The organism is Microbacterium sp. bgisy189 (genome assembly GCF_057707225.1).
Genome location: NZ_JBYIPT010000004.1, coordinates 1 through 26,679, shown reverse-complemented (window position 1 = coordinate 26,679; position 26,679 = coordinate 1). Strand labels below are relative to the sequence as shown.

General features: G+C 69.7%; 26 protein-coding genes, 1 tRNA gene and 1 pseudogene. 6 read left to right on the top strand and 22 right to left on the bottom strand.

Translation table 11 applies throughout. From position 1 onward, the window contains the following. Window positions 1-27: 27 nt before the first annotated feature. From AC3ENX_RS07130 to AC3ENX_RS07095, 8 genes are all read right to left on the bottom strand, one after another. Complete coding sequence (locus AC3ENX_RS07130; RefSeq protein ID WP_434811172.1) at window positions 28-2,499, bottom strand: DEAD/DEAH box helicase; 2,472 nt, start codon at window positions 2,497-2,499, stop codon at window positions 28-30. Then, window positions 2,496-3,251 carry a twin-arginine translocase subunit TatC gene (tatC, locus tag AC3ENX_RS07125; protein WP_434811171.1) on the bottom strand — a complete coding sequence of 252 codons (756 nt, stop codon included), beginning with the start codon at window positions 3,249-3,251 and terminating at the stop codon, window positions 2,496-2,498. Before tatC ends, AC3ENX_RS07130 begins: the two co-directional genes overlap by 4 nt. A gap of 66 nt (window positions 3,252-3,317) precedes the next feature. Next, entirely contained in the window at window positions 3,318-3,560 is a 243-nt protein-coding gene (gene tatA / locus AC3ENX_RS07120) for a Sec-independent protein translocase subunit TatA (protein ID WP_434811170.1), read from the bottom strand. Window positions 3,561-3,636: 76 nt separating this feature from the next. After that, window positions 3,637-4,596, bottom strand: a complete 960-nt coding sequence (locus AC3ENX_RS07115; RefSeq protein ID WP_434811169.1) for a helix-turn-helix transcriptional regulator — start codon at window positions 4,594-4,596, stop codon at window positions 3,637-3,639. Beyond that, window positions 4,593-5,588 carry a helix-turn-helix transcriptional regulator gene (locus AC3ENX_RS07110; protein WP_434811168.1) on the bottom strand — a complete coding sequence of 332 codons (996 nt, stop codon included), beginning with the start codon at window positions 5,586-5,588 and terminating at the stop codon, window positions 4,593-4,595. The genes AC3ENX_RS07115 and AC3ENX_RS07110 overlap by 4 nt, the downstream gene beginning before the upstream one ends. A 103-nt stretch (window positions 5,589-5,691) precedes the next feature. After that, on the bottom strand, window positions 5,692-6,615 hold the full coding sequence (locus AC3ENX_RS07105; protein ID WP_434811167.1) for an FKBP-type peptidyl-prolyl cis-trans isomerase: 924 nt from the start codon (window positions 6,613-6,615) through the stop codon (window positions 5,692-5,694). Window positions 6,616-6,619: 4 nt separating this feature from the next. After that, a complete protein-coding gene (locus AC3ENX_RS07100) occupies window positions 6,620-7,630 on the bottom strand; it encodes a tRNA (adenine-N1)-methyltransferase (protein WP_434811166.1) in 1,011 nt (336 codons plus the stop codon). Continuing rightward, a complete protein-coding gene (locus AC3ENX_RS07095) occupies window positions 7,627-8,307 on the bottom strand; it encodes an HAD family hydrolase (protein ID WP_434811165.1) in 681 nt (226 codons plus the stop codon). Before AC3ENX_RS07095 ends, AC3ENX_RS07100 begins: the two co-directional genes overlap by 4 nt. Before the next feature lie 91 nt (window positions 8,308-8,398). Here AC3ENX_RS07095 and AC3ENX_RS07090 point away from each other — a divergent pair, with 91 nt between their 5' ends. Continuing rightward, window positions 8,399-9,262, top strand: a complete 864-nt coding sequence (locus AC3ENX_RS07090) for a PAC2 family protein (RefSeq protein WP_434811164.1) — start codon at window positions 8,399-8,401, stop codon at window positions 9,260-9,262. 13 nt (window positions 9,263-9,275) lie between these two features. Here the strand turns inward: AC3ENX_RS07090 and AC3ENX_RS07085 are convergent, their stop codons facing one another. From AC3ENX_RS07085 to AC3ENX_RS07060, 6 genes are all read right to left on the bottom strand, one after another. After that, the gene (locus AC3ENX_RS07085) at window positions 9,276-10,109 is read right to left on the bottom strand and encodes an undecaprenyl-diphosphate phosphatase (RefSeq protein WP_434811163.1); all 834 of its coding nucleotides are present in this window, start codon (window positions 10,107-10,109) and stop codon (window positions 9,276-9,278) included. 24 nt (window positions 10,110-10,133) lie between these two features. Then, window positions 10,134-11,438 carry a M20/M25/M40 family metallo-hydrolase gene (locus AC3ENX_RS07080; protein WP_434811162.1) on the bottom strand — a complete coding sequence of 435 codons (1,305 nt, stop codon included), beginning with the start codon at window positions 11,436-11,438 and terminating at the stop codon, window positions 10,134-10,136. A gap of 69 nt (window positions 11,439-11,507) precedes the next feature. After that, window positions 11,508-11,592 (bottom strand) — tRNA-Leu (locus AC3ENX_RS07075). A gap of 68 nt (window positions 11,593-11,660) precedes the next feature. Beyond that, window positions 11,661-12,749 carry a VIT1/CCC1 transporter family protein gene (locus AC3ENX_RS07070; protein WP_434811161.1) on the bottom strand — a complete coding sequence of 363 codons (1,089 nt, stop codon included), beginning with the start codon at window positions 12,747-12,749 and terminating at the stop codon, window positions 11,661-11,663. 38 nt (window positions 12,750-12,787) lie between these two features. Next, window positions 12,788-13,306 (bottom strand): SRPBCC family protein, encoded by a 519-nt coding sequence (locus tag AC3ENX_RS07065; protein WP_434811160.1) that lies wholly within the window; start codon window positions 13,304-13,306, stop codon window positions 12,788-12,790. Window positions 13,307-13,327: 21 nt separating this feature from the next. Continuing rightward, a complete protein-coding gene (locus AC3ENX_RS07060) occupies window positions 13,328-15,166 on the bottom strand; it encodes a DEAD/DEAH box helicase (RefSeq protein ID WP_434811159.1) in 1,839 nt (612 codons plus the stop codon). Between the two features lie 104 nt (window positions 15,167-15,270). Here AC3ENX_RS07060 and AC3ENX_RS07055 point away from each other — a divergent pair, with 104 nt between their 5' ends. Continuing rightward, a complete protein-coding gene (locus AC3ENX_RS07055; RefSeq protein ID WP_434811158.1) occupies window positions 15,271-16,155 on the top strand; it encodes an SGNH/GDSL hydrolase family protein in 885 nt (294 codons plus the stop codon). A 1-nt stretch (window position 16,156) separates the two neighbouring features. Here the strand turns inward: AC3ENX_RS07055 and AC3ENX_RS07050 are convergent, their stop codons facing one another. Continuing rightward, window positions 16,157-16,948, bottom strand: coding sequence for a TrmH family RNA methyltransferase (locus AC3ENX_RS07050; protein WP_434811157.1), 792 nt, complete (start codon window positions 16,946-16,948; stop codon window positions 16,157-16,159). Window positions 16,949-17,008: 60 nt separating this feature from the next. Here AC3ENX_RS07050 and AC3ENX_RS07045 point away from each other — a divergent pair, with 60 nt between their 5' ends. Next, on the top strand, window positions 17,009-17,860 hold the full coding sequence (locus AC3ENX_RS07045) for a Sir2 family NAD-dependent protein deacetylase (protein WP_434811156.1): 852 nt from the start codon (window positions 17,009-17,011) through the stop codon (window positions 17,858-17,860). Between the two features lie 31 nt (window positions 17,861-17,891). Continuing rightward, the gene (locus tag AC3ENX_RS07040; RefSeq protein WP_434811155.1) at window positions 17,892-18,494 is read left to right on the top strand and encodes a histidine phosphatase family protein; all 603 of its coding nucleotides are present in this window, start codon (window positions 17,892-17,894) and stop codon (window positions 18,492-18,494) included. On the opposite strand, the gene AC3ENX_RS07035 is transcribed toward AC3ENX_RS07040, so the two are convergent. From AC3ENX_RS07035 to AC3ENX_RS07015, 5 genes are read right to left on the bottom strand one after another with little or no spacing between them, the layout of a single operon-like run. Further along, window positions 18,482-19,297, bottom strand: coding sequence for an HpcH/HpaI aldolase/citrate lyase family protein (locus AC3ENX_RS07035; RefSeq protein WP_434811154.1), 816 nt, complete (start codon window positions 19,295-19,297; stop codon window positions 18,482-18,484). The genes AC3ENX_RS07040 and AC3ENX_RS07035 overlap by 13 nt on opposite strands. Beyond that, window positions 19,294-19,776 (bottom strand): MaoC family dehydratase, encoded by a 483-nt coding sequence (locus tag AC3ENX_RS07030; protein ID WP_434811153.1) that lies wholly within the window; start codon window positions 19,774-19,776, stop codon window positions 19,294-19,296. Before AC3ENX_RS07030 ends, AC3ENX_RS07035 begins: the two co-directional genes overlap by 4 nt. 9 nt (window positions 19,777-19,785) lie before the next feature. Continuing rightward, a complete protein-coding gene (locus tag AC3ENX_RS07025; protein WP_434811152.1) occupies window positions 19,786-20,952 on the bottom strand; it encodes an acyl-CoA dehydrogenase family protein in 1,167 nt (388 codons plus the stop codon). After that, entirely contained in the window at window positions 20,949-22,862 is a 1,914-nt protein-coding gene (locus tag AC3ENX_RS07020; RefSeq protein WP_434811151.1) for an acetyl/propionyl/methylcrotonyl-CoA carboxylase subunit alpha, read from the bottom strand. Before AC3ENX_RS07020 ends, AC3ENX_RS07025 begins: the two co-directional genes overlap by 4 nt. 5 nt (window positions 22,863-22,867) lie before the next feature. Continuing rightward, window positions 22,868-24,472, bottom strand: coding sequence for a carboxyl transferase domain-containing protein (locus AC3ENX_RS07015; protein WP_434811150.1), 1,605 nt, complete (start codon window positions 24,470-24,472; stop codon window positions 22,868-22,870). A gap of 109 nt (window positions 24,473-24,581) precedes the next feature. Here AC3ENX_RS07015 and AC3ENX_RS07010 point away from each other — a divergent pair, with 109 nt between their 5' ends. Then, entirely contained in the window at window positions 24,582-25,190 is a 609-nt protein-coding gene (locus AC3ENX_RS07010) for a TetR/AcrR family transcriptional regulator (protein WP_434811149.1), read from the top strand. A gap of 62 nt (window positions 25,191-25,252) precedes the next feature. Here the strand turns inward: AC3ENX_RS07010 and AC3ENX_RS07005 are convergent, their stop codons facing one another. Next, window positions 25,253-25,726, bottom strand: coding sequence for a hypothetical protein (locus AC3ENX_RS07005; RefSeq protein ID WP_434811148.1), 474 nt, complete (start codon window positions 25,724-25,726; stop codon window positions 25,253-25,255). 114 nt (window positions 25,727-25,840) lie between these two features. After that, window positions 25,841-26,203, bottom strand: a complete 363-nt coding sequence (locus AC3ENX_RS07000) for an SdpI family protein (RefSeq protein WP_434811147.1) — start codon at window positions 26,201-26,203, stop codon at window positions 25,841-25,843. A 53-nt stretch (window positions 26,204-26,256) separates the two neighbouring features. On the opposite strand from AC3ENX_RS07000, the pseudogene AC3ENX_RS06995 reads away from it, so the two are divergent. Next, window positions 26,257-26,679 (top strand): annotated as a pseudogene (locus tag AC3ENX_RS06995) (HNH endonuclease); the annotation flags it as partial.

Below are 26,679 nucleotides of genomic sequence, written 5' to 3'. Positions count from 1 at the left end.
GCTCGTGCCTGGAACCCGCATATCGGATCAAACAGACGAGTAGGCGACGATGCCGCGGCGGACGGCATCCAACGCCTTGCGCGCCGTCGTCGCGACCGGCGGATCGGCCACGAGGGAGAGCTGATCGAGCAGATCGATCGTCTGCTTGGCCCACCGCACGAAGTCGCCGGCAGCCATGTCGGCTTCCATGAGCACGCGGTCCAGGGCAGCACCCCGAGCCCACGCGTGCATGGCCGGCGCCAGCCCCGTCGCGATCGACTCGGAGCCCGGCAGATGATGCTCCTGCTCGAGATCGTCCAGTCGCACCCACAGCTCCTGAGTGTCACGGAGTGCCTGGCGGAACGCGCCGCGGGGCAGCCCGTGCTCCCCCGGTGCTGCGTCGTCGCGTCGGGGCTCGTATACGAGGCTGCAGGCGAGCGCGGCGAGGCCGGCGGCATCCAGCTCGTTCCAGATGCCACGTCGCAGCGATTCGGCCACGAGGAGGTCGCGCTCACCGTAGATGCGCTTCATGGTTGCGCCGGCCGGGGTCAGTGAGGTCACGCCGCCGTCCACCGAGACGTATTCCAGCGCCGTCAGCACCTCGACGATGCGGTCGAAGACACGCGCGACCGTGCCGGTGCGACTCTCGATCTGCCCACGCAGCTTGTCGGTGCGCCGCCGCAGCTTCCAGTACCGCTCCGCCCACCGCGCGTGGTGCTCGCGGTCGGGGCACTCATGACACGGATGCCGCTGCAACGACCGCCGCAGCGACTGGATACGTCGCTGCCGCTCGGTCTGCGTCGCCTTCGGCGCCTCACGATCGGAACGGTTCTTCTTCTCGAGGTCGCTCAGTTCACGCCGCATACGCGCGTACTCGGCGAAGTCGCCCCGATCGCAGACCATCGCCTGCTCGTAGCCGCCGAGCGATTCCTCGGCCTCTTTCACCTGACGCGCAAGCCCGACGACGGATCGGTCCGCCTGGAACTGTGCGAACGACGATTCGAGGATCTCGCGCGCCTGTTCGCGGCCGAACTGGTCGATGAGGTTGACGGCCATGTTGTAGGTCGGTCGGAAGCTCGAGTTCAGCGGATATGTGCGGCGTGAAGCGAGCGCGGCGACCGCCTGCGGGTCGAGACCCGCCGTCCACTGGATGACCGCGTGTCCCTCGACGTCGATGCCGCGGCGTCCCGCCCGGCCGGTGAGCTGGGTGTACTCCCCCGACGTGATCGCGACACGCGCCTCACCGTTGAACTTCTCGAGCTTCTCGAGCACGACGGTTCGGGCGGGCATGTTGATGCCGAGCGCGAGGGTCTCGGTGGCGAACACGACCTTCACGAGCTTGCGTTGGAACAGTTCCTCGACGACCTCCTTGAACGCCGGCAGCAGCCCGGCATGGTGGGCGGCGAGGCCGCGCTCGAGGTTCTCGCGCCACTCGAAGAAGCCGAGCACTGCGAGATCTTCGTCCCGTAGCGTGCGGGTGCGGTCATCGACGATGGCGCGGATCTCGTCGCGCTCCTCACGGCTCGTCAGCCGCACACCGCTGCGGCGCACTTGTTCCACCGCCGCTTCGCACCCCACGCGGCTGAAGATGAAGAAGATCGCCGGCAGCAAGTTCGCACGCCCCAGCAGCTCGACCACCTGCGGACGGTCGATGCGCTCGACGCGCTGCACATTGGACGGGCGGATCGGGCGCTTGTTGCCCTTGTAGGGGCGCCGCTTCGCGGCGTCGCCCATTCCGCTGCTGCGGTACTCCTGCGAGCGGCGGTTGTTCTCGTAGATGGGTCCCTTGAACGAGCGCACCCGCATGAGTTCTTGATTGACCTGCGCGGTCGCCACTCCGGCCCGGTCATCGAACAGCGGCAGCAGATCGCCGCGCACGAGCACGTGCTGCTCGAGCGGCACGGGGCGTGTCTCCGAGACGATGACCGCGGTGTCGCCGCGCACCGTGTCGAGCCAGTCGCCGAACTCCTCGGCGTTCGACACGGTCGCCGACAGTGACACGAGTCGCACGTCCGGCGGCAGGTGGATGATGACCTCTTCCCACACCGCACCGCGGAAGCGGTCGGCGAGGTAGTGGACCTCGTCCATCACGACGTACCGCAGCCCGCGCAGCGCCGCCGATTCTGCGTACAGCATGTTGCGCAGCACTTCGGTGGTCATCACGACGATGCGGGCGTTGCCGTTGATGTTCGTGTCACCGGTGAGCAGTCCCACTTCGTCGGCGCCGTACACCTGTTGCAGTTCGCGGAACTTCTGGTTCGACAGTGCCTTCATGGGCGTCGTGTAGTACGCCTTCGCGCCCGGCTCTCGCATGGCGAGGTGGATCGCGAACTCGCCCACGATCGTCTTGCCGGCGCCCGTCGGCGCGGCCACCAGCACGCTTCGCCCCTCTTCGAGGGCGTGGCATCCGGCGACCTGGAACGGGTCGAGCTCGAACCGCTGGGACTGCGCGAACGCGGTCGATTCGGGGTGCGCCTTCGCCGACTCCGCCCGCGCGAACCGCTCTGCCGGATCGGTCACGCGGTCAGGCCCAGTTCCTTGGCGTCACGCTTGGCTCGGCGGCGGTCGAACAGCATCGAGAGGCCCGCTGCGGCGAAATACAGCACGATGAGAATGCCCGCGAGCAACAGCATGCTCACCACATCGGCAGCGGGAGTTGCCAGCCCCGCGAAGACCGTCGCGACCAGGATGGCGACGCGCCACCCCTTCAGGATCGCCTTGCCGCTCATGATGCCGGCGACGTTCAGTGCCACCAAGAACACGGGCAGCACGCACGCGACACCGACGACGAGGATGAGCTTGAAGACGAAGTCGTAGTAGTAGTTCGCCGTGAACCAGTTCGCGGCCTCGTCGGGTGTGAACGACGCCATGATCTCGACGACATGCGGCATGACGAGCCAACCGATGAAGCAGCCGCCGAAGAACAGGGGCACTGCGGCGGCCACGAACCAGATCGTGTACCGCACCTCTTTGCGCGTGAGGCCGGGCATGAGGAACGCCCAGATCTGCCAGAGCCACACCGGTGCCGAGATGAGCAGGCCGACGGCGAACGAAATGCGCAGTCGCAGGTCGAACGCGGCCGTCACGGTCTGGAACATCAATCCGACCTTCTCCTCCTCGCCCCGGTTGTCGGCGACGATGCGGATCGGTTCGGTGATGGCCCAGATGATCCAGTCGGTGAGGAAGAACGACACGACCATGCCGATGACCAGCGCGAGCGCGCCGATCATCAGTCGCTTGCGCAGCTCCTGCAGGTGCGCTCCGAGCGACATGCGCTTGTCCCGCTTCGGAGCGTCATCCTCTCCGATTCGCGGGTGTTCGGCCGTGGCCACCGCCGACTACGGCTTGGGATCGCCGGATGCGGTCGATCCCGACTGCGTCGGCGTCGCAGGGTCGGCGGCAGTGGATGCCGCGGTGCCGTCGGCGGGAGCGTCTTCGTCCTTCATCGCCTTCATCTCGCCCTTGAACACGCGGGCGGACTGTCCGACGCTCTTGGCCAGGGCCGGCAGCTTCGCCGCACCGAACAGCAACAGGATGACAGCGAGGATGATCAGCAGGTGCCATCCGGTCAGGTTTCCCATGAGATCTCTCCTCGAATTGAGTCGTGTGGCGAGTCTACCCGTCCGGGGCGGCGGATCGACCGCGGGCGGTGACGTGTCAGCGGTAGCCGTCGAGCCCGGCGGAGGCCCACGATCTGGCCGCCTCGCGCGCCGTGTCGGGTCCGATGACCTGCAGGTCGCCTCCCAGTCGTGCGGCGATCCGTTTGACGCTGCGCTCGTCAGCCACCCGCAACTGGGCCCGTTGCCATCCGGCATCGTCGGTGACCGTGGCCTCGTCGAGGTACTCCCCGAGCAGCGGTGCGACAGCAGCACGGAACCGCACCTCGACGACCGTGTCGGCAGGACTCGGCTCGAACAGGTCGGGCACGTGCTCGCCGCCGTGGGTGATCGGGATGTCGGTCAGGCGCACATCGCTCACACGTTCCAGGTGGAACGTGCGCATCGCCTGACGCAGATGGCACCAGCCCTGCAGGTACCACTGCCCGCCGGCGATATGCACCTTCACCGGGTCGACGGTGCGGGTCGTGGCGTCACTGTCGGGCGCCCGGTAGGTGAACGCGACCGCGACGCCATCGCGAAGCGCCTCGGCGACCGCGACGCGCACGTCGTCGACGCCACCGGGCGCGACGATCACATCGGCGGGCGCGCTGGACGCACCGGCCGCGAGCTTGGCGAGGAGCCCCTGCACGACACCGTTGTCCCCGACGCCGGGCAGACTCGCGGCCAGCTGAAGACCTGCCAGCAGTGCCGCTGCCTCGCGCGCAGTGAGTCGGGGCGTGCGCTCCAGCCCCACGGTGTTGGTGATCGAGATGACCCCGCGCTCGTCGAGCAGGTCCCAGTCGATGTCGAACAGGTCGTTCGCCATCTGCCAGAATCCACCGTCGCCGGGCAGCCCGATGACCGTGAGCTTCTCGACCATCCGTTGCATCTCGGCCGGCGTGACGTCGAACTCGTCCGCCGCTTCGGCGACGGTCACCTCGCCCTTGCCGATCAGGTACGGCACGAGTTGGAGGATGAGCGCTGCGCGTTCGGTCGCCAGCAGCGGCCGCGCGCTCATGCGGGCACCGCCTCATGCGCATCGACGGTCCGTTGCAGGCGCGCGACGACCTGCTCCCTGAGCGATGCCGGTTCGACCACCCGCACCTCGGGTCCGTACGAGGCGAGCTCGTCGGCGAAGATGTGCAGGTCGACGTACGGCACGTACAGCCCCTGGTCGGCGGGCGTCGCACGACGCCCGAGCCGCAGCGAGGCCTCAGTGCCGGGGGTGACCTCCAGCAGCGCGCGCTGTCGCGCGGCGACGTCGTTCAGACCGCTCAGCGCGCGCTCACCGGCGCCGTCGCGCAACGCGAGGTCGAAGCTGCTCCGGGTGAGGGTGACGGTCGACACGATGCGCGACAGCAGGAACGTACGGTCGGCGCCGGCCGCGAGATCGATGCCGAACACGTGCCAGCGCGCTTCGTACTCGACGAGCGCGAGGGGTTGGATGCGGCGTCTGCGCGCGGCATCCTCTCCCCCCTTGAGATAGTCGAACTCGACGACACGGGCCTGTTCGATCGCCCGCTGCAGCGGCGCGAACGACGGCTCGCGCAGGCTGATGCGCGGCGAATACCCGATGATCGGGGCGTCCACGTCATTGCCGAGCGCGCGGATCTTGCGCAGGCCGCTGCGCGCCTGCGCCGACATGGAACTCTCGCTCCAGACGCCGCCGGCGAGGTTGAGCACTGCCAACTCGGCCGGCGTGAACGTGATGTCGACGGGCAGTTCGTACTCTGCGGTGGGCACGCGATACCGCGCCTCGCGCAGGTCGTCGGGGTCGGCGTAGTCGCCGATCGTCTCGATGGGCACGCCGAGGCCGCGGAGGTTCTCCTTGTCGCGCTCGAACATCTTCTCGAGGGCGTCCTTGCCGGCGCCGGCTTCGCTCTGCTCGCGGTACCCCGAGACCGATGAGAGGATCGTCTCTTTCGTCAGTCCCTGCTCGGTCGCCATGAGGGCGACGACGAGGTTGACGAGACGCTCCTCAGGGGCGGAGCGGACGGATTCGGTGGGCACCAGCCCATCCTAGGCACGCGCGAGTGCACCGAGCCGGAGCCCCGCGCACGAGCCGTGCGGTCGCCGCCTCAGTGCACCCGAGGTGACCGCGCCGCACTTCCGGTTACTGCGTCGCGACGAGGTCGGTGCCGAGGATGTCGACGACGTAGACCGTGGCGGATGCCGCGTCATCGGCGGCCGGCACGACCACCAGCAACTGCGATCCGACGGTCTGGCCCTCGAGTGCTGCGGCGAACTCCGGGCCGTCGCCCGCGAGCGTCACGGCGGCCGAAGCCCCGTCCGTCCAGGTCGAGGCGACCACGGTGCGATCGTCCCAGCCGACGGCGGTGTAGTGCACACGCACCGAGTCGGCAGCGGTGACCTCAGCGCCGTCACCCTTCTTCAGCACCTCGACGACCTGCTCGGTCGGTGCATCGGCATCGGGGACGATGATGCCGGGGCGGCCCGACGGATCGAGCACGACCGACGGCATTCCGGGGCGGTCGTTGTACTGCGGCGCGCCGTTCGCAGCCGGCAGGTAGACCCGCTGCAGATCGATGACGATGGCGGCCGCGTCGCCCTCGGTGAGACCCAGATCGGCCGCAGCCGTCTCGGAGAGATCGCTCGCCGGAATCGCACCGACCACGCGCGACCCTTCCGTGGCGCACTCGAGCATCACTGCGATGCCTTCGTAGTGCTCGGCCCAGTTGCTGAGCGGGGTGACCTGCGTGCCGGAGGCGATGATCGTCTCGCCCGAAGAGCCGTTGGCGATCGCCACCGTGAACTGCACGTCCTGTGCGCGCGTCGTCACGGCAGCGCCCTCCCCGACCGTGAGGTCGGTGAAGACGGTGTCATCGACGTGCACCGGGGAGCCGAGCGAGACCGTCGGCTGCCCGAGTTCGCCCGATGCGTCGATCACATCGAGCACCGTCGAATCGGAGACCGGACGCTCGCAGCCCGCCGCGTCGCCGGGCTGCGCAGACGCGCAGCCGACGAGGGCAAGGGCGGACAGGCTGAGGACAGAGAAGACAGCGGGGATCCGACGCACCGGATCAGTCTACGTCGTCGTCGCCGCGCTCCCCGGCCGCTTGACGGGCTCCTTCGACGGCGCGCTTCGCGTCGCGGACCCGCTTGCGCAGGTTCTTGTCGGTGATCTGCCGGTCTCCGACGGCGCCGGGCGTCCACAGTTCGACGTCCTCGTCGGCGTAACTCGGCTTCTTCAACGCACGCTTGCGCACGTCGGGCGGCACGGCTCCCGGCGCAAGGCGACGAGCGGTCAGCAGGAACCCGGTATGGGCGACCATGCGGTGATCGGGTCGCACCGCGAGCCCCTCGACGTGCCACCCACGGACCATCGTCTCGGTGGCTTCGGGGTCGGTGAACAGTCCGGAGCCGCGGATGTACTCCGCGACACGGCTGAGCTGCGTCGCGGTCGCGATGTAACAGAGCACGACGCCGCCCGGCGTCAACGCCTCGGCCACCGCATCGATGCACTCCCATGGTGCGAGCATGTCGAGCACGACGCGGTCGACGCTGCCGGGTTCGACGGCGCTGGGCAGCGATTCGACGAGATCGCCCACCACGACCCGCCAGGCGTCGGGACGCTCACCCAGGAAGGTCTCGACGTTCGCCTCGGCGACCTCGGCGAACTCCGCCCGCCGCTCGAACGACACGAGCCTGCCCGACGGGCCGATCGCGCGCAGCAGCCACAGCGACAGCGCGCCCGACCCGACACCGGCCTCGACGACGGTCGCACCGGGGAAGATGTCGGCCGAAGCGAGGATCTGCGCGGCATCCTTCGGATAGACGATCGCCGCTCCCCGCGGCATCGACATGACGAAGTCCCGCAGCAGCGGGCGCAGCGCGAGGTACTCGTGCCCGCCGCTGTTGGTGACGACAGACCCGTCGGGCTGCCCGACGATCGACTCGTGCCGCAGCACCCCGTGATGCGTGTGGAGCTCGCCGCCCTCGCGGAGCGTCACGGTGTGCAGGCGCCCCTTTGGCCCCGTCAACTGGACGCGGTCGCCGAGGCGGAACGGGCCGCTCGGTCGCAGCGCGTTCACAGCGCGGCCCCTGCGCGGTGCTCGGCGTGAAACGCCGCGACGTGCTCAGCCGTGCGCCCTTCCAGCGTCGGCCAGAGGGTGTCGGCGCCGACTTCGTCGAGCGAAACGATGTGCGGCACGCCGATGCTCGGCACCTCGGCCGCCAGCGACGCGCGCAGTCCGTTCGGCGAATCCTCGATCGCGACGGCGTCCTCGGGCGACACGCCGAGGGCGCGGCAGGCCTGCAGATAGGGATCGGGATGCGGCTTGGGTCGCTCGACGTCATCGCCACCGATGACGATGTCGAACGCCTCGAAGCCGATGAGGGAGACGACGATGTCGGCCATCCGTCGCATCGACATCGTGACCAGCGCCGTCTTGACACCGGCCTCGCGCAGGCTGCGCAGCAGCTCCTGGGCGCCGGGTCGGAACGGCGCACCCTGCGTCTGCAGCTGCACCATCACGTCGCTCGTGAGCGTCTGGACGATCTCGTCGACGTCGAGCGACACGCCCGCGTTCTGCAGGATCTTCGCGGCGTCTTCGAGTCCCGACCCGACGAGCTGCAGGGATTCCTCGTGGGTCCACGTGCCGCCGTGGCTCGCGACGAGTCGCTCCTCCGCAGCCATCCAGTAGGGTTCGGTGTCGACCAGGGTGCCGTCCATGTCCCACAGGACCGCGGCAGGGGTAGGGGATGTCACTGATCCATCCTACCGAGCGCGCCGGTCGCGCCCCGGGGGCACCGCCCCGGCGTATCGTGGGGTGATCGACCCCGGCAGCGGAAGGAGCGCAGTGGCGACTCTCGGACAGCGAGTACTCGTAGTGGCCTTCGACGGCTGGAACGACGCCGGCGAAGCGGCCTCGGCCGCCGTCAGCCGCATCCGCACGTCGGGCGACTACACATCGGTGTTCTCGGTCGACCCCGAGCTCTACTTCGACTACCAGTACACGCGGCCGACCATCGGCATGGATGCCGACGGCACGCGAACACTGTCGTGGCCGGAGGCGACCGTGTGGCGACCGAACGCGCCGGCCGACGGTCCGGAGCTGTGGGTGTTGAGCGGGGTCGAGCCCGCCCGCGCCTGGCAGGCCTTCGCCGCGGAGTTCATCGACATCGCCCTCAGCCACGACGTCACAGGGCTCGTCGCGCTGGGATCGATGATGTCGGATGTGCCGCACACCCGACCGATCTCGGTCTTCGCCGGAAGCGAGAACGAGCAGCTGCGTGCCGAGTTCTCTCTGGAGCGCTCGACATACGAGGGGCCCGTCGGCATCCTCAGTGTGTTGTCGGCCGCTGCTGAAGAAGCCGGCATCCCGACTGCGGGGCTCTGGGCGAGCGTGCCGCACTATGTCGCGGGCCACTCCCCCTCGCCGAAGGCGACGCTCGCCCTGCTGTCGAAGCTCGAAGAGCTCACCGGCGCGCACGTCGACCGCGGCGAACTGCCCGCCGAGGCGCTCGCCTGGGAGGCGTCGATCGACGCTGCCGCCGCAGACGACGAGGAGATGACCGAGTACATCCGCCAGCTCGAGCAGACCCGCGACACGTGGGACTCGCCCGAAGCCTCGGGAGACGCCATCGCGCAGGAGTTCGAGAAGTACCTGCGCCGCGGCGGCGACGGCCCGACAAAGCCCGGCCGCGACGACCCGCGCCGCTGACCGGCCGACCGGATCAGTACGGCTGCAGCACCCCGACGCTGAGCAGGATGATCAGCGCGATGCCGAGCAGCACACGGTAGACCACGAACGGCAGGAAGCTGCCGCGCTTGAGGTAGCGCATCAAGAACGCGATGACCGCGAGACCGACACCGAACGCGACGACAGTGGCCGCCGCCGTCTCACCGAGCGAGAACACCGACTGGCCGGGCTCGCGGATCGCCTGGATCAGCTCGTAGACGCCCGAGCCGAACACGGCGGGCACGGCCAGCAGGAATGCCACCTCGGCGGCGGCGGGACGGGTGTAGCCGAGTGCGCGCCCCATCGTCGTGGTCGCGCCGGAACGCGAGACACCGGGAATCAGGGCGAGGGCCTGCGCGAATCCGAGCGCGAGCCCGTGCGGGTAGGTCATGTCGGCCTCGGTGCGCTCACGGCGACCGAGCGCGTCGGCGATGCCGAGGAGGATGCCGAAGACGATCAGCACGACGGCGACGAGCCAGAGATTGCGGAACGTATCGCGGATGACGTCCTGGAAGAGGAACCCGAGCACACCGATCGGCAGCGTGCCGATGATGACGATCCACCCGATGCGCACGTCGGGGTCGTTACGGTCGACCTTGCCCGCCAACGACTGGAACCACTTCGTGATGATGCGCGTGATCTTCTTCCAGAAGTAGACGAGCACGGCAAGCTCGGTGCCGATCTGGGTGATCGCGGTGAACGTGGCGCCGGGGTCTTCTGCAGACGGCAGGAACTCGCCCACGATGCGCAGGTGCGCGCTGGAGGAGATCGGCAGGAACTCGGTCAGTCCCTGGATGATCCCGAGGAAGATCGCCTCGAACAGATCCATGGTGTCCTTCGGGTTTCGGCGCGGTCAGGCGGAGCGGATGAGGTCGGTGAGCACGGCCTGGCCGAACGTCAGCGCGTCGACGGGGACGCGCTCGTCCACCCCATGGAACATACCCGTGAAGTCGAGATCGGACGGAAGGCGCAACGGCGCGAACCCGAACCCGACGATACCGAGCTCGGCGAGGGCCTTGTTGTCGGTGCCGCCGCCCATCAGGTACGGCACGACGGGGACGCCCGGGTCGTGCCGGTTCAGTGCGGCGACCATCCGGTCGACCAGATCGCCGCCGAACGGCACCTCGAGCCCGATGTCGCGGTGGACGACCTCGATCTCGATGTCGTCGCCCACGAGCCGCTGCACTTCGGCGAGGACGGCGTCCTCTTGACCGGGCAGGGTGCGGATGTCGATCGCCGCGACGGCGTTGTCGGGAATGACGTTGTGCTTGTAGCCGGCGGTGAGCCCGGTCGGATTCGTGGTCGTCCGGAAGGTCGAGCTGAGGAATGCGGATGCCGGCCCCGTGGCCGCCGCGACGGCGTCGGGGTCGGTGGGGTCGACGCCCGCCATGCGCGCGAGTTCGTCCACGAGTTCGCGCGTCGTCGCAGTCAATTCGATCGGCCACGACGCACGCCCGAGCGCGGTGACGGCCTCGGCAAGCCGGGTCACGGCGTTGTCATGGTGGAACCGGCTGCCGTGACCTGCGAGGCCGCGGGCGTGCAGACGGATCCAGACGAGCGCCTTCTCCCCGACCTGCAGCAGGTAGGCCCGGCGGTCGCCGACGGCGATCGAGTAGCCCCCGACCTCGCTGATGGCCTCGCTCGCGCCGGCGAACCACTGGGGCCGGTCGCGGACCACCAACTGCGAACCCTCGACCCCGCCGTTCTCCTCGTCGGCGAAGAAGGTCAGGATCAAGTCGCGCTCGGGCTGCTCGCCCCCGCGCAGCAGGTCGGCGACCGACGTGAGGATCATGGCATCCATGTCCTTCATGTCGACGGCGCCGCGGCCCCACAGCATGCCGTCCTTCACGATGCCCGCGAAGGGGTCGACGCTCCAGTCCTCGGCGACGGCGGGCACGACGTCGAGGTGCCCGTGGAGGACGAGCGCAGGCCGGGAACGGTCGCGTCCCGGGATGCGCGCCATCACGTTGGTGCGGCGCGGAACCGGTTCGTAGTACTCCGGGACGAGTCCGAGCGATTCCAGGTACGCGCCGACGTACTCGGCGGCTTCGCGCTCGCCGCGCGAACGACCCTCGCCCCAGTTCGTCGTGTCGAATCGGATCAGATCACGCGCGACGCGCGCCACCTCCGGCAGGTCCGTCTCGGTGCTCTCGGTCATGGCCGTGCTCCCTGTCGTCGCCGTCCGCCGGATATGGAAAAGGCCCCGAGATCGGGGCCTTTTCTCTTGTGCGCGAGGGGGGACTTGAACCCCCACGCCCTATACGGGCACTAGCACCTCAAGCTAGCGCGTCTACCTATTCCGCCACCCGCGCATGGGTGTGTGGTTGTCACCAACCGAAGATCGAGCCTAGCACGTCCGAGCTCGTGCGACGAACCGCGCTCACGCCAGCGACACCCCGAACACGAGCCCCAGCGCGTAGGTGACAGCGGCTGCGCCGAAGCCGATCGCGAGCTGCCGCAGCCCGCGTCGAAGCGGCGGCCCACCCGAGAGCAACCCGACGGTTGCGCCGGTCGCGAGCAACGCGATCCCCACGAGGGCGAGAGCGATCACGACAGCCGGGATGCCGGACAGCCCGAACAGCCACGGCAGCACCGGGATGATGGCACCCGAGGCGAAGAACAGGAAGCTCGAGGCCGCGGCGCCGAAAGCGCCGCCGACCACGTCGTGGTCATGGGCGTCGGCGGCCTCCGGCCCGTACGGGTGCGACGGATCCTGGGTCTGCGCGGCGTGCACGACGCGGCGGGCCCGCGCGAGCGCGTCGGCTTCGGCCATGCCCCGCGTGCGATAGACGAGCGCGAGTTCGTTGGCGTCGAGGTCGAGATCGGGCAGTGCGTCCGCGGCGTCGGCGGACGGCTGGGTGGCATCGAGCAGCTCGCGTTGCGACCGCACCGAGACGAACTCCCCGGCCCCCATCGACAAGGCGCCCGCGAGCAGCCCCGCAACGCCGCTGAAGAGGACGAACTGCGGGGCGACGCCCGTCGCGCCGATGCCCATCACGAGGGCGAGGTTCGAGACGAGTCCGTCGTTGGCCCCGAAGACGGCCGCGCGGAAAGTGCCCGACAGCCGGCGACGGCCGCGAGCAGCGAGGCCCCGGACGACCTCACTGTGCACCTTCTCGTCGGCCGCCATGCGGGCCGTCGCGTAGGGCTCGGTGTCGTACGGCGACCGGCTTTCGGCGTTCTGGGCGAGCGCGAGCACGAAGATCGAGCCGAACCGGCGCGCCATCCACGCCAGCATCCGCGTGCCGATGCCGGGGCTCGGCAGGCGCGTCGGCTCACCGCCCAGCAGCTCGAGCCAGTGCGCCTCGTGACGCCCCTCCGCGTCGGCGAGGGCGAGCAGGATCGCCCGCTCCTCCCCCGACCGGCGGGCGGCGAGTTCGCGGTAGACGCGCGCCTCGGCGCGTTCGTCGACGAGGTACTGCGCCCAGCGGCGACGATCGCGGGCGGTCGGGGTGGCGGGCAGGCTCACGCGGGCTCCGATTCGGGGGCGGGAAGACGCCTTCCACGCTAGCCAGCGGTCGGGGTCCGATCGGACGAAAGCCCCGGATTGCCAGCATTTCGGGGCTCCGAACCGTGCGCGACCGCGCGCAGCAGGCCGCGACGCCCCCGCGCCATGACGGTGGCGTGCGCGAGGCCGAAGACCGGTCGCAGCACCGGCTCGAGCAGTCGCATCCACTGCGTGTGCGCGCGGACGGTCCACACCCAGGTCACGAGGGTGCCGTGCGAGCCCGCGGGCGTGAGTGCGATGCTGCCGCCGCCGACGAGGTCACCTCGGGCGTGCGCCGCCAGGCGCCGCGGCGGATCCACCTCACAGAAGCGCACACGCACCCGCAGCCGGTATCCGAGCGGACTGCGCACCACCAGCATCCGCTCCTCGCCGTCTCGCAGCGGACCCGGCTCGAGACGCACCCCCGGCCACCAGGGCGTCTCGCCGCGCTCGACGGCGTCGGCGATCGCAGCCCAGCACGCGTGCACCTCGAGCGGCACGCTCCAGTGCGAGGTGAACGCGTAGCGGTGGCCGGTCATGGCCGGGAGTGTAGCGGCCGCTCAGGACCGGACGCGCGAGCGAAGGATGTCGATGCGGGACTGCAGCTGCGTGACGGTGGCCTGCGCGACCGCCGGCCCACCGCACACGCGTCGCAGTTCTGCATGCACAGCCCCGTGCGGCTCGCCGCTCTGCCGGGCGTACAGTCCCACGAGGCTGTTCAGCAGCTGCCGCTGTTCGCGCAGCGTCCGGTGCAACGGCGCCGGCACCGCGGTGTCGGACTCGACGGCCTCGCCGCGGTCGCGGGCCTCAGCCTCGGCGGCCTCCCGCACCTTGCGGTGCCGGGACTGGCGGGCCTGCCGCTGCATGAGCAACTCGTGCACGTGCTCGGGTTCGAGCAGGCCCGGCAGTCCCAGGAACTCCTGCTCCTCGGGCGTGCCGGGAACGGCGAGCTGACCGAACTCGCGGCCGTCGAACACGACCCGGTCGAAATGCGCGACCGACCCGAGTGCCTGGTAGGTGAACTCCTCGGTCAGTGCGTCGGATGCCTTGTCTTCGCGCTCGGCCTCGTCGAGCAGGCCGTCCTCGAGGCCGTCGTCGTCACCGTCGGTGTCGCGGTCGAGCGCGTGATCGCGTTCGCGTTCCATCTCGCCGGCGAGCGTGAGCAGCTGCGGCACGTTGGGGAGGAAGACGGATGCCGCCTCGCCGCGGCGTCGGGCACGCACGAAACGCCCGATCGCCTGCGCGAAGAACAGCGGCGTGGAGGCGCTCGTGGCGTAGACGCCGACGGCGAGCCGTGGCACGTCGACGCCTTCGGAGACCATCCGCACCGCGACCATCCAGCGGGAGTCGGTCTGCGAGAACGTTTCGATGCGCCCCGAGGCGGCCTTGTCGTCGGAGAGGACGACGGTGGGCGACTCCCCCGTGATGGTCTTCAGGATCGCAGCGTAGGCGCGCGCGGCGGTCTGATCGGTCGCGATGACCAGGCCACCGGCATCTGGCACGTCCTGCCGCACCTCGGTGAGTCGCTGATCGGCGGAGGTGAGGACCGCGGGGATCCAGTCACCGTCGGGGTCGAGGGCGGTCCGCCACGCCTGGGAGGTGACGTCCTTCGTGTTGTCCTGACCGAGCTGCGCTTCGAGCTCGTCGCCCGCCCGCGTGCGCCAGCGCATCTTGCCCGCATACACGTGGAACAGCACGGGGCGCACGACCCCGTCTTCGAGCGCGCGACCGTAGCCGTAGTTGTAGTCGGTGCGCGAGAGGCGGATGCCCTTCTCGTTCGGGTGGTACTCCACGAACGGGATGGGTGCGGTGTCGCTGCGAAACGGCGTACCGCTGAGCAGCAGGCGGCGGGTCGCGCGACCGTAGGCCTCGCGCAGCGCCTCACCCCAGCTGAGTGCGTCACCGCCGTGGTGCACCTCGTCGAGGATGACCAGCGTGCGCTTGTCGAGCGTGAGGGTCTGGTGCACGGATGCCTTGACGGCGACCTGCGCGTAGGTCACGGCGACACCGTGGTACTGCCTCGACGGCGTGTGATGCCGGTTGCTGAACCGCGGATCGAGTCGGATCGACACGCGCGCGGCCGCATCGGCCCACTGGGTCTTCAGGTGCTCGGTGGGCGCGACAACGACGATCCGGTCGACGACGTTCCGGCGCAGCAGTTCGGATGCCAGGCGCAGGGCGAAGGTCGTCTTTCCGGCGCCCGGGGTCGCGGCGGCGAGGAAGTCACGGGGACCCGATCCCACCCCGTCGGGGCCGTCGGCGGCGAAGTACGCTTCGAGCGCTTCAGCCTGCCAGGCACGCAGGTTCTGCGCCGTTCCCCACGGGGCGCGCTGCGGGAACGACGGAGACAGGTGCTCGGCGGCGAAACTGCCGAAATGCTCCTGTTCCCGTGCCGTCACGAGTGACCACCCTAAACGACCCGTACCCCACCGGCGGCGATCCGACGCGGTTCACCCCCCAGTCCAGGTAGCCTCGATGGCGACCACGAGTCGAGGAAGAGGCAATGCGCAGGAACGACGCGTCGAACGACGAGCACCGCAGTCCGTATATCCCGAACGAGAGCACGCACCCGTGGCGGCGCATGGTCTCGGTGGGCGACTCGTTCACCGAGGGCATCGGCGACCCCGAGCCGTCGCTGCCGGGCGGGCACCGCGGCTGGGCCGACCGCGTCGCCGAAGTGCTCGGCGGGCAGGTCGACGACTTCGCCTACGCGAACCTGGCGGTCCGCGGCAAGCTCATCGGGCAGATCGTCGCCGACCAGATCGAACCGGCCCTCGCGCTGGCGCCCGACCTCGTGACGTTCTCGGCGGGCGGCAACGACGTCATCCGCCCCGGCAGCGACCCCGATGCCGTCGCGCAGCAGTTCGAGGATGCCGTGGCCCGCCTCACCTCGCAGGGCGCCACCGTGATCGTCTTCACCGGGATCGACACCAACTTCACGCCCGTGTTCCGCGGGATCCGTGGCAAGGTCGCGATCTACAACGAGAATATCCGCGGCATCGCCGACCGCTACGACTGCATCGTCGCCGATCAGTGGGCGCTGAAGGACATCCAGGACATGCGGTTCTTCGACGACGACCGGCTGCACCTGAACGCCCTCGGCCACCACGAGGTCGCGCGGATGGTGCTTCGAGCCCTGAACGTGCCGAACGACCTGCAGCCGATGCAGCCCGACCCGCTCCCCTCGCTCACATGGCGCGAGGCGCGCGTGAACGACCTGGTCTGGGCGCGGGCACACCTCGTGCCGTGGGTGCTTCGACGCCTGCGCCACCAGTCCAGCGGCGACAACGTCACGGCTAAGCGGCCCGACGCCGCGCCGATCGGTCTGCCCACGATCGTCGAGGCCCCGGCCGCCGACCGCGCCGCCGGTCGCGGCCAGCAGGCCTGACTCAGCGCAGCGCCCAGAGGGCGACGGCGCTCGCGGCGGCGACGTTGAGGGAGTCGACGCCGCCGGCCATCGGAATCGTCACGATCGTGTCGGCCGCTTCGATCGCGCGTGGTGACAGCCCGTCACCCTCGGCTCCCATCAGCAGCGCCACGCGCTCGGGGCGCGCTGACGCGAATGCATCGAGCGGCACCGCATCGTCGGCGAGCGCGAGTGCGGCGAGATGGAAGCCGGCGGCGTGCAGTTCATCGCGCGCCGCCGGCCACTCCGGTAGCCGCGTCCACGGCACCTGGAACACGGTGCCCATGCTCACCCGCACACTGCGCCGGTAAAGCGGGTCGGCGCATCGGGGTGCGACGAGCACGGCGTCGGCACCGAGTCCGGCTGCGGCGCGGAACGCCGCTCCGACGTTCGTGTGGTCGACGATGTCTTCGAGCACCAGCACGAGTCGGGCATCACGCACGACGTCTGCGACCGCGGGCAGCGCGGGGCGGTGCATGGCCGCGAGTGCCCCACGATGCACGGCGTAGCCGGTCAGCTGCTCGGCGACGACGTCACTGACGACGAGCACCGGCGCATCACCCGCGAGTTCGGCGACATCGCCCAGCCACTTCTCCTGTACGAGCACCGAGCGCACACGGTGCCCCGCCGCCACCGCTCGAGCGATGACCTTCGCCGACTCGGCGATGTACAGCCCCTCCTCGGGCTCACGAACACGGCGGAGGGCGACATCGGTCAGGTCGCGGTAGTCCGACAGTCGCGGATCGGCGGGGTCGGCGATGCGGACGGGTTGCATCCGCCCACTTTCGCACGCGCCGTAACCTGCGCGAAAACCGGGCCGCGTAGGCTCAGGGCCATGACCGCGCTCCTCGGCTTCGACCCCGCGACCACGGCTGCCGTCGGCCGCGCGGTCGATGCACTCGCCGGGCGGCGCATCGCCGTGCTCACGGGCGCCGGCGTCTCGACCGACTCCGGCATCCCCGACTACCGCGGCAAGGGCGCGCCGACCCGCACGCCGATGACCGTGCAGCAGTTTCTGGGCAGCGAAGAGGCACGGCGCCGGTACTGGATCGGCAGCCACCTCGGGTGGCGCACGTTCGCGGCGTCGCAGCCCAACGGCGGACACGCGGCGCTCGCCGAGCTGGAGGCGACGGGGGTCGCCACCGGTGTCATCACTCAGAACGTCGACGGGCTGCATGTGCGCGCCGGCAGCCGACGCGTCGTCGAGCTCCACGGGACGATGCGGCGTGTCTTCTGCACCCGTTGCGGGCAGGTGTTCGACCGGCGTGACCTCGCCGCGCGCGTCGAGCACGAGAACCCGTGGATCACCGTGCCCGACAGCGTCGATCTCGGCCCGGACGGCGATGTGCTGCCGTCGTCGAGTGACGGGTTCATCGTGCCCACCTGCAGCGTCTGCACCGGCATGCTCAAGCCCGACGTCGTCTTCTTCGGCGAGTTCATCCCCACCGAGAAGTTCCACGAGGCCGAGCAGCTCGTGCGTTCGAGCGACGCCCTGCTGGTGGCGGGGTCGTCGCTCGTGGTCAACTCCGGCATCCGGCTCGTCGAACGCGCGCGCCGTCGCAAGCTGCCTGTCGTCATCGTCAACCGCGGGCAGACCCGCGCCGATGCGAAGGCCACCGTCAAGATCGACGCCGGCACGACCGAGGTGCTGCAGCAGCTCTCGCGGGCCCTCGGCGCCCTGGGCTGAACCACGCCGCGGCACGCGTAGGCTCGACAGGGTGACCACCCTCACTCTCGTCCGCCACGGACAGACCGACTGGAACGCGCAGCGCCGCATCCAGGGGTCCGCCGACATCCCGCTCAACGACACCGGCCGCGAGCAGGCTCGAGAAGCCGCCGCCGGCCTGCGGCACCTCGTCGACGGCGACCCGCTCGTCGTCGTTTCGAGCGATCTGTCGCGCGCGCACGAGACGGCGCTGCTCATCGCCGCCGAACTCGGCGTCGACGCGCCGGCGACGTATCCCCAACTGCGCGAACGCAACTACGGCGAAGCCGAAGGGCTCGGCATCGACGAGTTCCACGAACGCTGGGGCGACTGGCATGTCGCCCAGGTGCCCGGCGCCGAGACGTGGACCGACGTGCGCACCCGTGCGCTGTCGGGTCTGCGTGCGGCGATTCGCGACGCACGTCACGCGACCGCCCCGCAGGCGCCGTCGCTCATCGTCGTCTCGCACGGGGCGCTCATCCGCGAGCTCATCCGGCACGCGACGGGCGGTGCGTTCCCGGCCGAGGGCGAACGCCTGGCCAACGGATCCGCGCACACGTTCTTGATGGAACGTGACCGGCTCAGCCTGCTCTCGTACGCCGCCTACCCAGCCTGATCGCGCGCGACGAGCGTGCGGGCGTGCCGCAGCACCGGCTCGTCGACCATGCGCCCGCCGTGCGAGAAGACGCCGGGCTGCCCATCCGCAGCCGCGAGCACACCCCGCGCCCAGGCGAGATCCTTCGGATCGGGACGGTACGCGGCACGGATGGTCTCGACCTGCCCCGGGTGGATGCAGGCGGTCGCAGCGAATCCGCTTGCTGCCGCGTCCGCGGCTTCGCGCGCGAGCCCGGCCTCGTCGGCGATGTCGAGGTGCACCGCGTCGATGGCCGCCTTGCCCGCGGCTGCGGCGGCCAGCAGCACGCGCGAGCGTGCGGCCCGCGCCACGTCGCGGTAGCGCCCTTTCGCGGTGCGGCTGGACGTGCCGCCGAGGGATGCGACGAGGTCTTCTGCACCCCACATGAGCGCGACGACGTTCTCGAGGCCGGCGATCTTCTCGGATGCGACGACGCCTTTGGCCGTCTCGCACAGCGCGACGATGTCGAACCGGGCGTCGATGCGCGCGATCTTTTTCGCCGATTCGGCCTTCGCGAGCATGATCGTGCGGAAGTCGGTCTGCGAGAGCGTGGCGATGTCGGATTCGAAGTCGGCGCTGCCGACGGAGTTGACACGCACGATGACGCGTTCGGGGTCGACGTGGGCGTCGATGAGCGCGCCACGGGCGGCCTGTTTCGCGGCCGGCGCGACGGCGTCTTCGAGATCGAGGATGACGGCGTCGGAGCGCACGAGTGCTTTGCCGAACCGCTCGGGTCGGTCGGCCGGGCAGAACAGCAGTGCCGGTCCGAGCGCGAATGCACTCATGATTCCTCCTCAGCAGCCGGCGACGCCCACATGAGGGCCGTTCGGGTGGCGACCGCGACGACCTCGCCGTCTTGATTGCGGCCGGTGTGGCGCATCGTGACGATGCCCTGCCCGGGGCGTGAGCGCGATGGCCGCGCCTCGACGATCTCGGTCGAGGTGTACAGGGTGTCGCCCGCGAACAGCGGATGCGGGAACGAGATGTCGCCGAGGCCGAGCTGTGCGACGAGCGTGCCCTGCGTGAGCTGGGTGACCGAGGCGCCGACCATCGTGGCGAGTGTCCACATCGAGTTGATGAGCGGTTTGCCGAACGGCTGGGTCGCCGAGTAGGCGGCATCCAAGTGCAGGGCCTGGCTGTTCATGGTGAGGGTGGTGAACAGGACGTTGTCGGCCTCGGTCGCGGTGCGTCCGGGGCGGTGTGCGTAGACGGTGCCCACCTCGAACTCGTCGAAGAACAGTCCCCGCTGCACGATTTCGGTCACGCTGTCACGCTACCCGGCAAGGCCCAGTTCGCGCGCGATGACGAGCAGTTGCACTTCGCTCGTCCCCTCACCGATCTCGAGGATCTTCGAGTCGCGGTAGTGCCGGGCGACGGGGAACTCGTTCATGAACCCGTTGCCGCCGAAGATCTGCGTCGCGTCGCGGGCGTTGTCCATCGCCGCGTCGCTCGCGGTGAGCTTTGCGATGGCCGCGGCGCCCTTGAAGGGGCGCCCCTCATCACGCAGTCGCGCTGCGTGATGCCACGCGAGTCGGGCGTTGTGCACGCGCAGCTGCATGCGGGCGATCATGAACTGGATCGCCTGCCGTTGCGAGAGCACCTCGCCGAACACGGTGCGGGTCTTCGCGTGTTCGATGGCGGCGTCCAGGCATCCCTCGGCGGCTCCGGTCGACAGCGCGGCGATCGCGATGCGGCCCTCGTCGAGGATGTGCAGGAAGTTCGCGAACCCGCGTCCGCGCTCCCCCAGCAGATTGGCTTCGGGTACGCGTGCGCCGTCGAAGGTGAGTGGATGCGTGTCGCTCGCGTGCCAGCCCACCTTGTCGTAGGCGGGTTCGACGGTGAATCCCGGGGTGCCGGAGGGCACGATGATCGTCGAGATCTCCTTGCGGTCACCGTCGCGCCCCGTCACAGCGGTCACCGTCACGAAGCGGGTGATCGGCGTGCCCGAGTTGGTGATGAACTGCTTGGCGCCGTTGATGACCCACTCGCCGCCGTCGAGCGTCGCCGTGGTGCGGGTGGCACCGGCATCGGACCCGGCGTCGGGTTCGGTGAGCCCGAAGCCTGCCAGGGCACGCCCGGCGAGCAGGTCGGGCAGCAGCTCTGCCTTCTGCGCGTCGGTGCCGAACCGGTGGATCGGCATGGCGCCGAGGCTGACGCCTGCCTCGAGGGTGATCGCGATCGATTGGTCGACGCGCGCGAGCGCTTCGATCGCCAGGCACAGCGCGAGGTAGTCGCCACCCTGCCCGCCGTGCTCATCGGGGAAGGGCAGTCCGAACAGGCCGAGGTCGCCCATCTGGGCGACGATGTCCATCGGCAGCGTCTTCGTGCGGTCGGCTTCGTAGGCGACCGGGGCGACCTGCTCATCGGCGAATGCGCGCACCATGCGCGCGAGTTCGACGTGGTCCTCTTCCAGCCCGTAGTCGGTGAGCTCGAACGTCATTTCTGTTCCTCTCCAGCGTGATGCGCCGTGACGTCTGCCAGCAGTTCGTCGCGGCGCACCTGCGCGCCGCTGCTGACGTGGATCCGTGCGACGCCGTCGTGGGGCGCCGTCACGGTGTGCTCCATCTTCATGGCCTCGATGGTCACGAGGCGGGTTCCTGCGGTGACGACGTCGCCGTCGGTGACGTGCACCGCGACGACGGTGCCGGGCATGGGGGCGCGCAGTTCGGGAGCCGCCGCATCCGCCCCTCGTCCGGCCGCTGCGAGGCGCGACAGCATCGCGGCGCGCCGGCCGACCGGCTCAAGCCGGTGCGCTCCGCCGTCGGCGTGCACCCAGACGGCGCCGTCCGCATCGGCAATCGCTTCCGGCTCGGCGGGGTCGCCGACCGGCACAGCGTGCACGGCACCCGTCGCGTCGCGCAGCAAGACCGTGTCGGTGGTGGGCGCCCCGCTTCGGAACCCGGTCAGCTCGCCCCACACGCCGTGCGCACGCGGGCGTGACGCCGCCACCAGTGCCGCTGCTGCTGCGAGGGCGGCCTCGGGTGCCGGCACGGGTTCGGGCGGCGGCATCCGATCGATGAGCCCGGTGTCCATATCGCCCGCGCGCACGGGCGGGTCAGCGATCAATGCGCGCAGGAACCGGATGCCGGTGTCCACACCGAGCAGCACCGTCTCGGCGAGCGCCGTGTCGAGCCGGTTCAGCGCAGTTGCCCGATCCTCGGCGACAGCGATGACCTTGGCGATCATCGGGTCGTAGTCGGCCGTGACGACCGATCCGGTCTCGACGCCACCGTCGGTGCGGGCGCCCTCCGCAGCGCGCCACCGCAGCACCTCACCGGTCGCGGGCAGAAAGCCGCGCTCAGGGCTCTCGGCGTACACGCGGGCCTCGATCGCGTGGCCGCGCAGCCGGATGTCGTCCTGCACGAACGGGAGCGGCTCCCCCGCCGCGATGCGCACCTGCTGTTCGACGAGGTCGACGCCGGTGACCTCTTCGGTGACCGGGTGTTCGACCTGCAGGCGCGTGTTCATCTCGATGAAGAAGCACTCATCGGGGCGGTCGCCGGGCACCAGGAACTCGACCGTGCCGGCACCGCGGTAGTCGACGCTGGCAGCGGCGGCGCAGGCAGCCGCGCCGAGACGGGCACGCATGGCGTCGTCGACCAGCGGCGACGGCGCCTCCTCGATGACCTTCTGATGGCGGCGCTGCAGGGTGCACTCGCGTTCACCGAGATGCACGATCCCGCCGTGCTCGTCGGCGAGCACCTGCACTTCGATGTGGCGGGGCTTCTCGATGAGCCGCTCCAGCAGCAGCGTGTCGTCGCCGAATGCGGCCCGCGCCACACGGCGTGCCCCGGCGAGCGCATCGAGAAGCTCGGCTGCACTGCGGACGACCTGCATCCCCTTGCCACCGCCGCCGGCGGACGGCTTGACCAGGAGCGGGTAGCCGACGTCGTCGGCGCGAGCGGCGATATCGGCGTCGTCGATTCCCGCGGCGCTGAAGCCGGGAACCGTCGGCACGTCGAACGCCTCCACCTGCGCCTTCGCGCGGATCTTGTCGCCCATGACCTCCAGCGCACGCTCACCCGGGCCGATGAAGACGATGCCCGCGGCGGCGCACGCGCGGGCGAATGCGACGTTCTCGGAGAGGAACCCGTAGCCGGGGTGGATCGCCTGCGCGCCGGTGGCACGGGCTGCACCGACGACGGCATCCACATCGAGGTACGACGACGATGCCGCTGCCGGTCCGATGCGCACGGCGACGTCGGCCTCGCGCACGTGTGGGGCGTCGGTGTCGGCGTCGCTGTACACGGCGACCGAACGGATGCCGAGCCGGCGCAGCGTCCGGATGACACGGCGGGCGATCTCGCCGCGGTTGGCGACGAGCACGGTGGTGAAGGGGGGCTGAGGCACGGTGATCACATCCGGAAGATGCCGAAGCGGGGCTCGGGCAGGGGCGTGCGGGAGCAGACGTCGAGGGCGAGGCCGAGCAGATCTCGGGTGTGCAGCGGATCGACGATGCCGTCGTCCCACAGCCTGGCGGTTGCGTAATACGGGGAACCCTGTTGCTCGAACTGCGCGCGCACGGGTGCTTCGAAGGCCGCCTTGGCCTCGGCATCCCATTCCTCGCCGGCCGCGGCGAGTTGGTCGCCCTTGACAGTCGACAGCACCGAGGCCGCCTGCGGACCGCCCATCACCGAGATGCGGCTGGCGGGCCACGACCACAGGAACCGAGGCGAGTACGCCCTGCCGCACATGGAGTAGTTGCCTGCGCCGAACGAGCCACCGATGATGACGGTGAGCTTGGGCACGCGCGTCGTGGCGACGGCGGTGACCATCTTGGCGCCGTCTTTCGCGATGCCGCCGGCCTCGGCATCCCGCCCCACCATGAACCCGGTGATGTTCTGCAGGAACAGCAACGGCACACCGCGCTGGTCGCACAGCTCGATGAAGTGCGCGCCCTTCAACGCGGACTCGCCGAAGAGGATGCCGTTGTTCGCGACGATCCCGACCGGGTGCCCGTGGATGCGCGCGAACCCGGTGACCAGCGTGGTGCCGTACTCGCGTTTGAACTCGTGGAACTCGCTGCCGTCGACCAGGCGCCCGATGACCTCGTGCACGTCATACGGCTGGTTGACGTCGACCGGCACGACACCGTCGAGCTCAGTAGGGTCCATGAGCGGTTCGACGCTGTCGGCCACCTCCCACACCGGCGCGACCGGTGCGGGCAGGGTCGCGACGATGTCGCGGACGATCTCGAGCGCGTGCTCGTCGTCTTCGGCGAGGTGGTCGACGACCCCCGAGGTGCGGGCGTGCAGTTCTCCGCCACCGAGCTCTTCGGCGGTGACGACCTCACCGATCGCTGCTTTCACGAGCGGCGGTCCGCCCAGAAAGATCGTGCCCTGGCCCCGCACGATGACGGTCTCGTCGCTCATCGCGGGGACATACGCGCCGCCTGCGGTGCAGGAGCCGAGGACGGCGGCGATCTGCGGAATGCCGGCGGCCGACAGCCTGGCCTGGTTGTAGAAGATGCGCCCGAAGTGGTCGCGGTCGGGGAACACCTCATCCTGCTTGGGCAGGAACGCGCCCCCGGAGTCGACGAGGCTGATGCACGGCAGGCGATTCTCGAGGGCGACCTCCTGCGCGCGCAGGTGCTTCTTGACGGTCATCGGATAGTACGTGCCGCCCTTGACGGTCGCATCGTTGCAGATGACCATGACGTGCCGCCCGTGCACCAGGCCGATCCCCGCGATCACCCCCGCGGCCGGCGCGTCGCCGTCATAGAGTCCTTCGGCGGCGAGGGGCGCGAGTTCGATGAAGGGACTCCCCTCGTCGAGCAATCGGGAGACCCGGTCGCGCGGGAGCAGCTTGCCGCGTGCCGTGTGACGTAAACGTGCACGCTCGGGTCCGCCGGCGGCGGTACGGTCGAGTCGTTCGCGCAGTGCTGCGGCAGCGGCGCGCTGTCCGTCGCGGTTCCTGTTGAAGGCGTCGTCGTGTGCGGCGGCGCCGGTGAGCGTTGCCATGGCATCTCCGTCGATGTCACAATCCGGTCTCATCGTCTGGCGGCCCCGCCGGACGATCGGTTAGTGTGCACTAACTCGATGCATCCCAGGTTAGCGAGGATTAACTGAGATGGCAAGCACTCCAGACACGACCCCGCGCGAGCGCGCGAAGGCCGATCGATCTGCCGCGCTTCTGCGTGAAGCTGCACGACTGTTCGCCGCAAAGGGATTCGACGGCGTGAGCCTCGAAGACCTCGGGTCAGCGGTCGGCATCACGGGCCCGGCCGTGTACCGCCACTTCCGCAGCAAACAGGCCCTGCTCGGAGCGCTGCTGCAGCGCACCAGTGAACGCCTGCTCGACGGTGGGCGTGCCGTCGTCGACGCGCACGGGACCGCGACCGATCAGTTGCGCGCACTCGTCGCATTCCACGTGGACTTCGCCGTCGACGAGAGCGACGTCATCCGCGCCCAGGACCGCGGCCTCGGCCGCCTCGAACAGGATGACCGTCGAGAAGTGCGACGGCTGCAACGCGAGTACATCGATCTGTGGATCGACGTCCTCTCGCACCTCCACCCCGGTGCCAGTCGCGACCGACTCCGCGTCCAAGCGCATGCCGGGTTCGGGCTCATCAACTCGACACCGCACTCACTGCGCGCGCTGCGCACCGCCCACGACGACGGCGAAGTGCGAGAGATCCTCGCCGCAGCCGCCTACGCGGCACTGACCGCCGGTCACTGATCGCGGCCGGGCGCGCCGAGGCCGCCATGCGCCTGCTCTCGCGATCGCGGAGACGTCAGTCGCTAACCGTGCAGGCAACCCGTGAGGCTTGTGGCCGTGCTCGAATCGCACGTGCTTCGCGTCCACTGAGGGTCTCCGCCCCACGAATCGAAGGCGTTCGTGGTGTAGACGGTGACATCGGAGCCCTCCGCTGCGAACGCGAAGGACACGATCGGGTCGCCTTCGGTGGTGGGGAAGCTCCAGGCGAGCTGCGCGCGCTCGCCCGAACCGGCAGCCGCGGCCAGGCACTCGACCGCCTCAGTCGGAATTGCTTCTCCCTGACCGAGGACGAACGCTCCACAGCTCGCGCCGGCATCGCTTGCCCGGACCTCGTCCGGAGCATCTGCCAGCGCCTTCGCCGCCTCGATCGGATCATCGTCGGGCGCGCGCGGGATCGGACCGGACTGCGCGCAGGCGGAAAGGAGCGAGACAGCGGCAATGACGGCGAGGATGCCGTCGAGCTTCAAAGCGCGGCCTCGTTTCCCGATGTCACCCATACGGATCAAGGTAGCCGGTGGATCGTGTTCGAGTCGCGGTCCCTCAACGAGCATTTTCTCTGCAGCCGCGACTGACCCCAGCGGGAGAAGTTCGACCGCACGCGACGTGTGCGATCACGACTCGGAAACCGCTCTCGCAGCTACACCGCCGACCCGAGCCCCGTACAAGACGAATCCGAGCACGACGAGCGCGGCGGCCAGCACGCCGATGAGCACCACCGGCATCGAGACGGGAAGGAGTGCGAAGGCCCCACTCAGGATGCTGACCACTCCGGCGCACACCGTCACACCCCGCGCACGCATATGCGCTGCAAGCCAGGCTTCGTCGCTCACCATCGTGCTGGGAATCCGAATGCCGGCGAGCTGGTTGCGCTTCAGACGTCCGGACGCCGCCGCATTCGCCATCCACACGAGAAGGACGCCCGCGACGACCATGACGGCGCACAACACCACTCTCGCGACCCACTCGTTCTCCACCGCTCCACGCTATCGCGGCTTGAATGTCGTAGGTATGTTCTAATGTCGAAGGCATGAAGGACGCGCTCGCCGGCATCACCGAGGCCCTCGCCGCGCTCGCTGCGGCGGGTGGTGATGGTGAGCCGGGCGGGCTCGCTCCTGGGGAGTTGCTCGCGGTGAATCGTGCGTTCGGGGAGTTGAAGCGGCATGTGGATGCCGCGTACGCGCCGGTCGCGGCCGAGGTGGCACGGCAGTCCCGTGTCGAACTCGGGAAGGACTCCCTCGCCCGGCGGCAGGGGTTCCGGTCGCCGGTGTCGATGATCCAGGCGACCACCGGCGCATCGGTTGGTGAAGCGATCAAGATCGTGCAGGTCGGTGAAGCCACCGCACCCCGCATCTCGCTCACCGGTGAACGGATGCCGTGCAAGCACCCGCACGTCGGCGACGCCGTCACGGCGGGCCGGTTGGGGATGGCGGCGGCGTCGGCGATCGTGACG

Coding starts and splice junctions, on each gene's coding strand:
- tatC (WP_434811171.1), bottom strand. CDS start 3,251: ATGTCGCTCGGAGCGCACCTGCAGGAGCTGCGCAAGCGACTGATGATC.
- tatA (WP_434811170.1), bottom strand. CDS start 3,560: ATGGGAAACCTGACCGGATGGCACCTGCTGATCATCCTCGCTGTCATC.
- AC3ENX_RS07115 (WP_434811169.1), bottom strand. CDS start 4,596: ATGAGCGCGCGGCCGCTGCTGGCGACCGAACGCGCAGCGCTCATCCTC.
- AC3ENX_RS07085 (WP_434811163.1), bottom strand. CDS start 10,109: ATGGATCTGTTCGAGGCGATCTTCCTCGGGATCATCCAGGGACTGACC.
- AC3ENX_RS07080 (WP_434811162.1), bottom strand. CDS start 11,438: ATGACCGAGAGCACCGAGACGGACCTGCCGGAGGTGGCGCGCGTCGCG.
- AC3ENX_RS07065 (WP_434811160.1), bottom strand. CDS start 13,306: ATGACCGGCCACCGCTACGCGTTCACCTCGCACTGGAGCGTGCCGCTC.
- AC3ENX_RS07055 (WP_434811158.1), top strand. CDS start 15,271: ATGCGCAGGAACGACGCGTCGAACGACGAGCACCGCAGTCCGTATATC.
- AC3ENX_RS07050 (WP_434811157.1), bottom strand. CDS start 16,948: ATGCAACCCGTCCGCATCGCCGACCCCGCCGATCCGCGACTGTCGGAC.
- AC3ENX_RS07045 (WP_434811156.1), top strand. CDS start 17,009: ATGACCGCGCTCCTCGGCTTCGACCCCGCGACCACGGCTGCCGTCGGC.
- AC3ENX_RS07035 (WP_434811154.1), bottom strand. CDS start 19,297: ATGAGTGCATTCGCGCTCGGACCGGCACTGCTGTTCTGCCCGGCCGAC.
- AC3ENX_RS07025 (WP_434811152.1), bottom strand. CDS start 20,952: ATGACGTTCGAGCTCACCGACTACGGGCTGGAAGAGGACCACGTCGAA.
- AC3ENX_RS07015 (WP_434811150.1), bottom strand. CDS start 24,472: ATGGCAACGCTCACCGGCGCCGCCGCACACGACGACGCCTTCAACAGG.
- AC3ENX_RS07010 (WP_434811149.1), top strand. CDS start 24,582: ATGGCAAGCACTCCAGACACGACCCCGCGCGAGCGCGCGAAGGCCGAT.
- AC3ENX_RS07005 (WP_434811148.1), bottom strand. CDS start 25,726: ATGGGTGACATCGGGAAACGAGGCCGCGCTTTGAAGCTCGACGGCATC.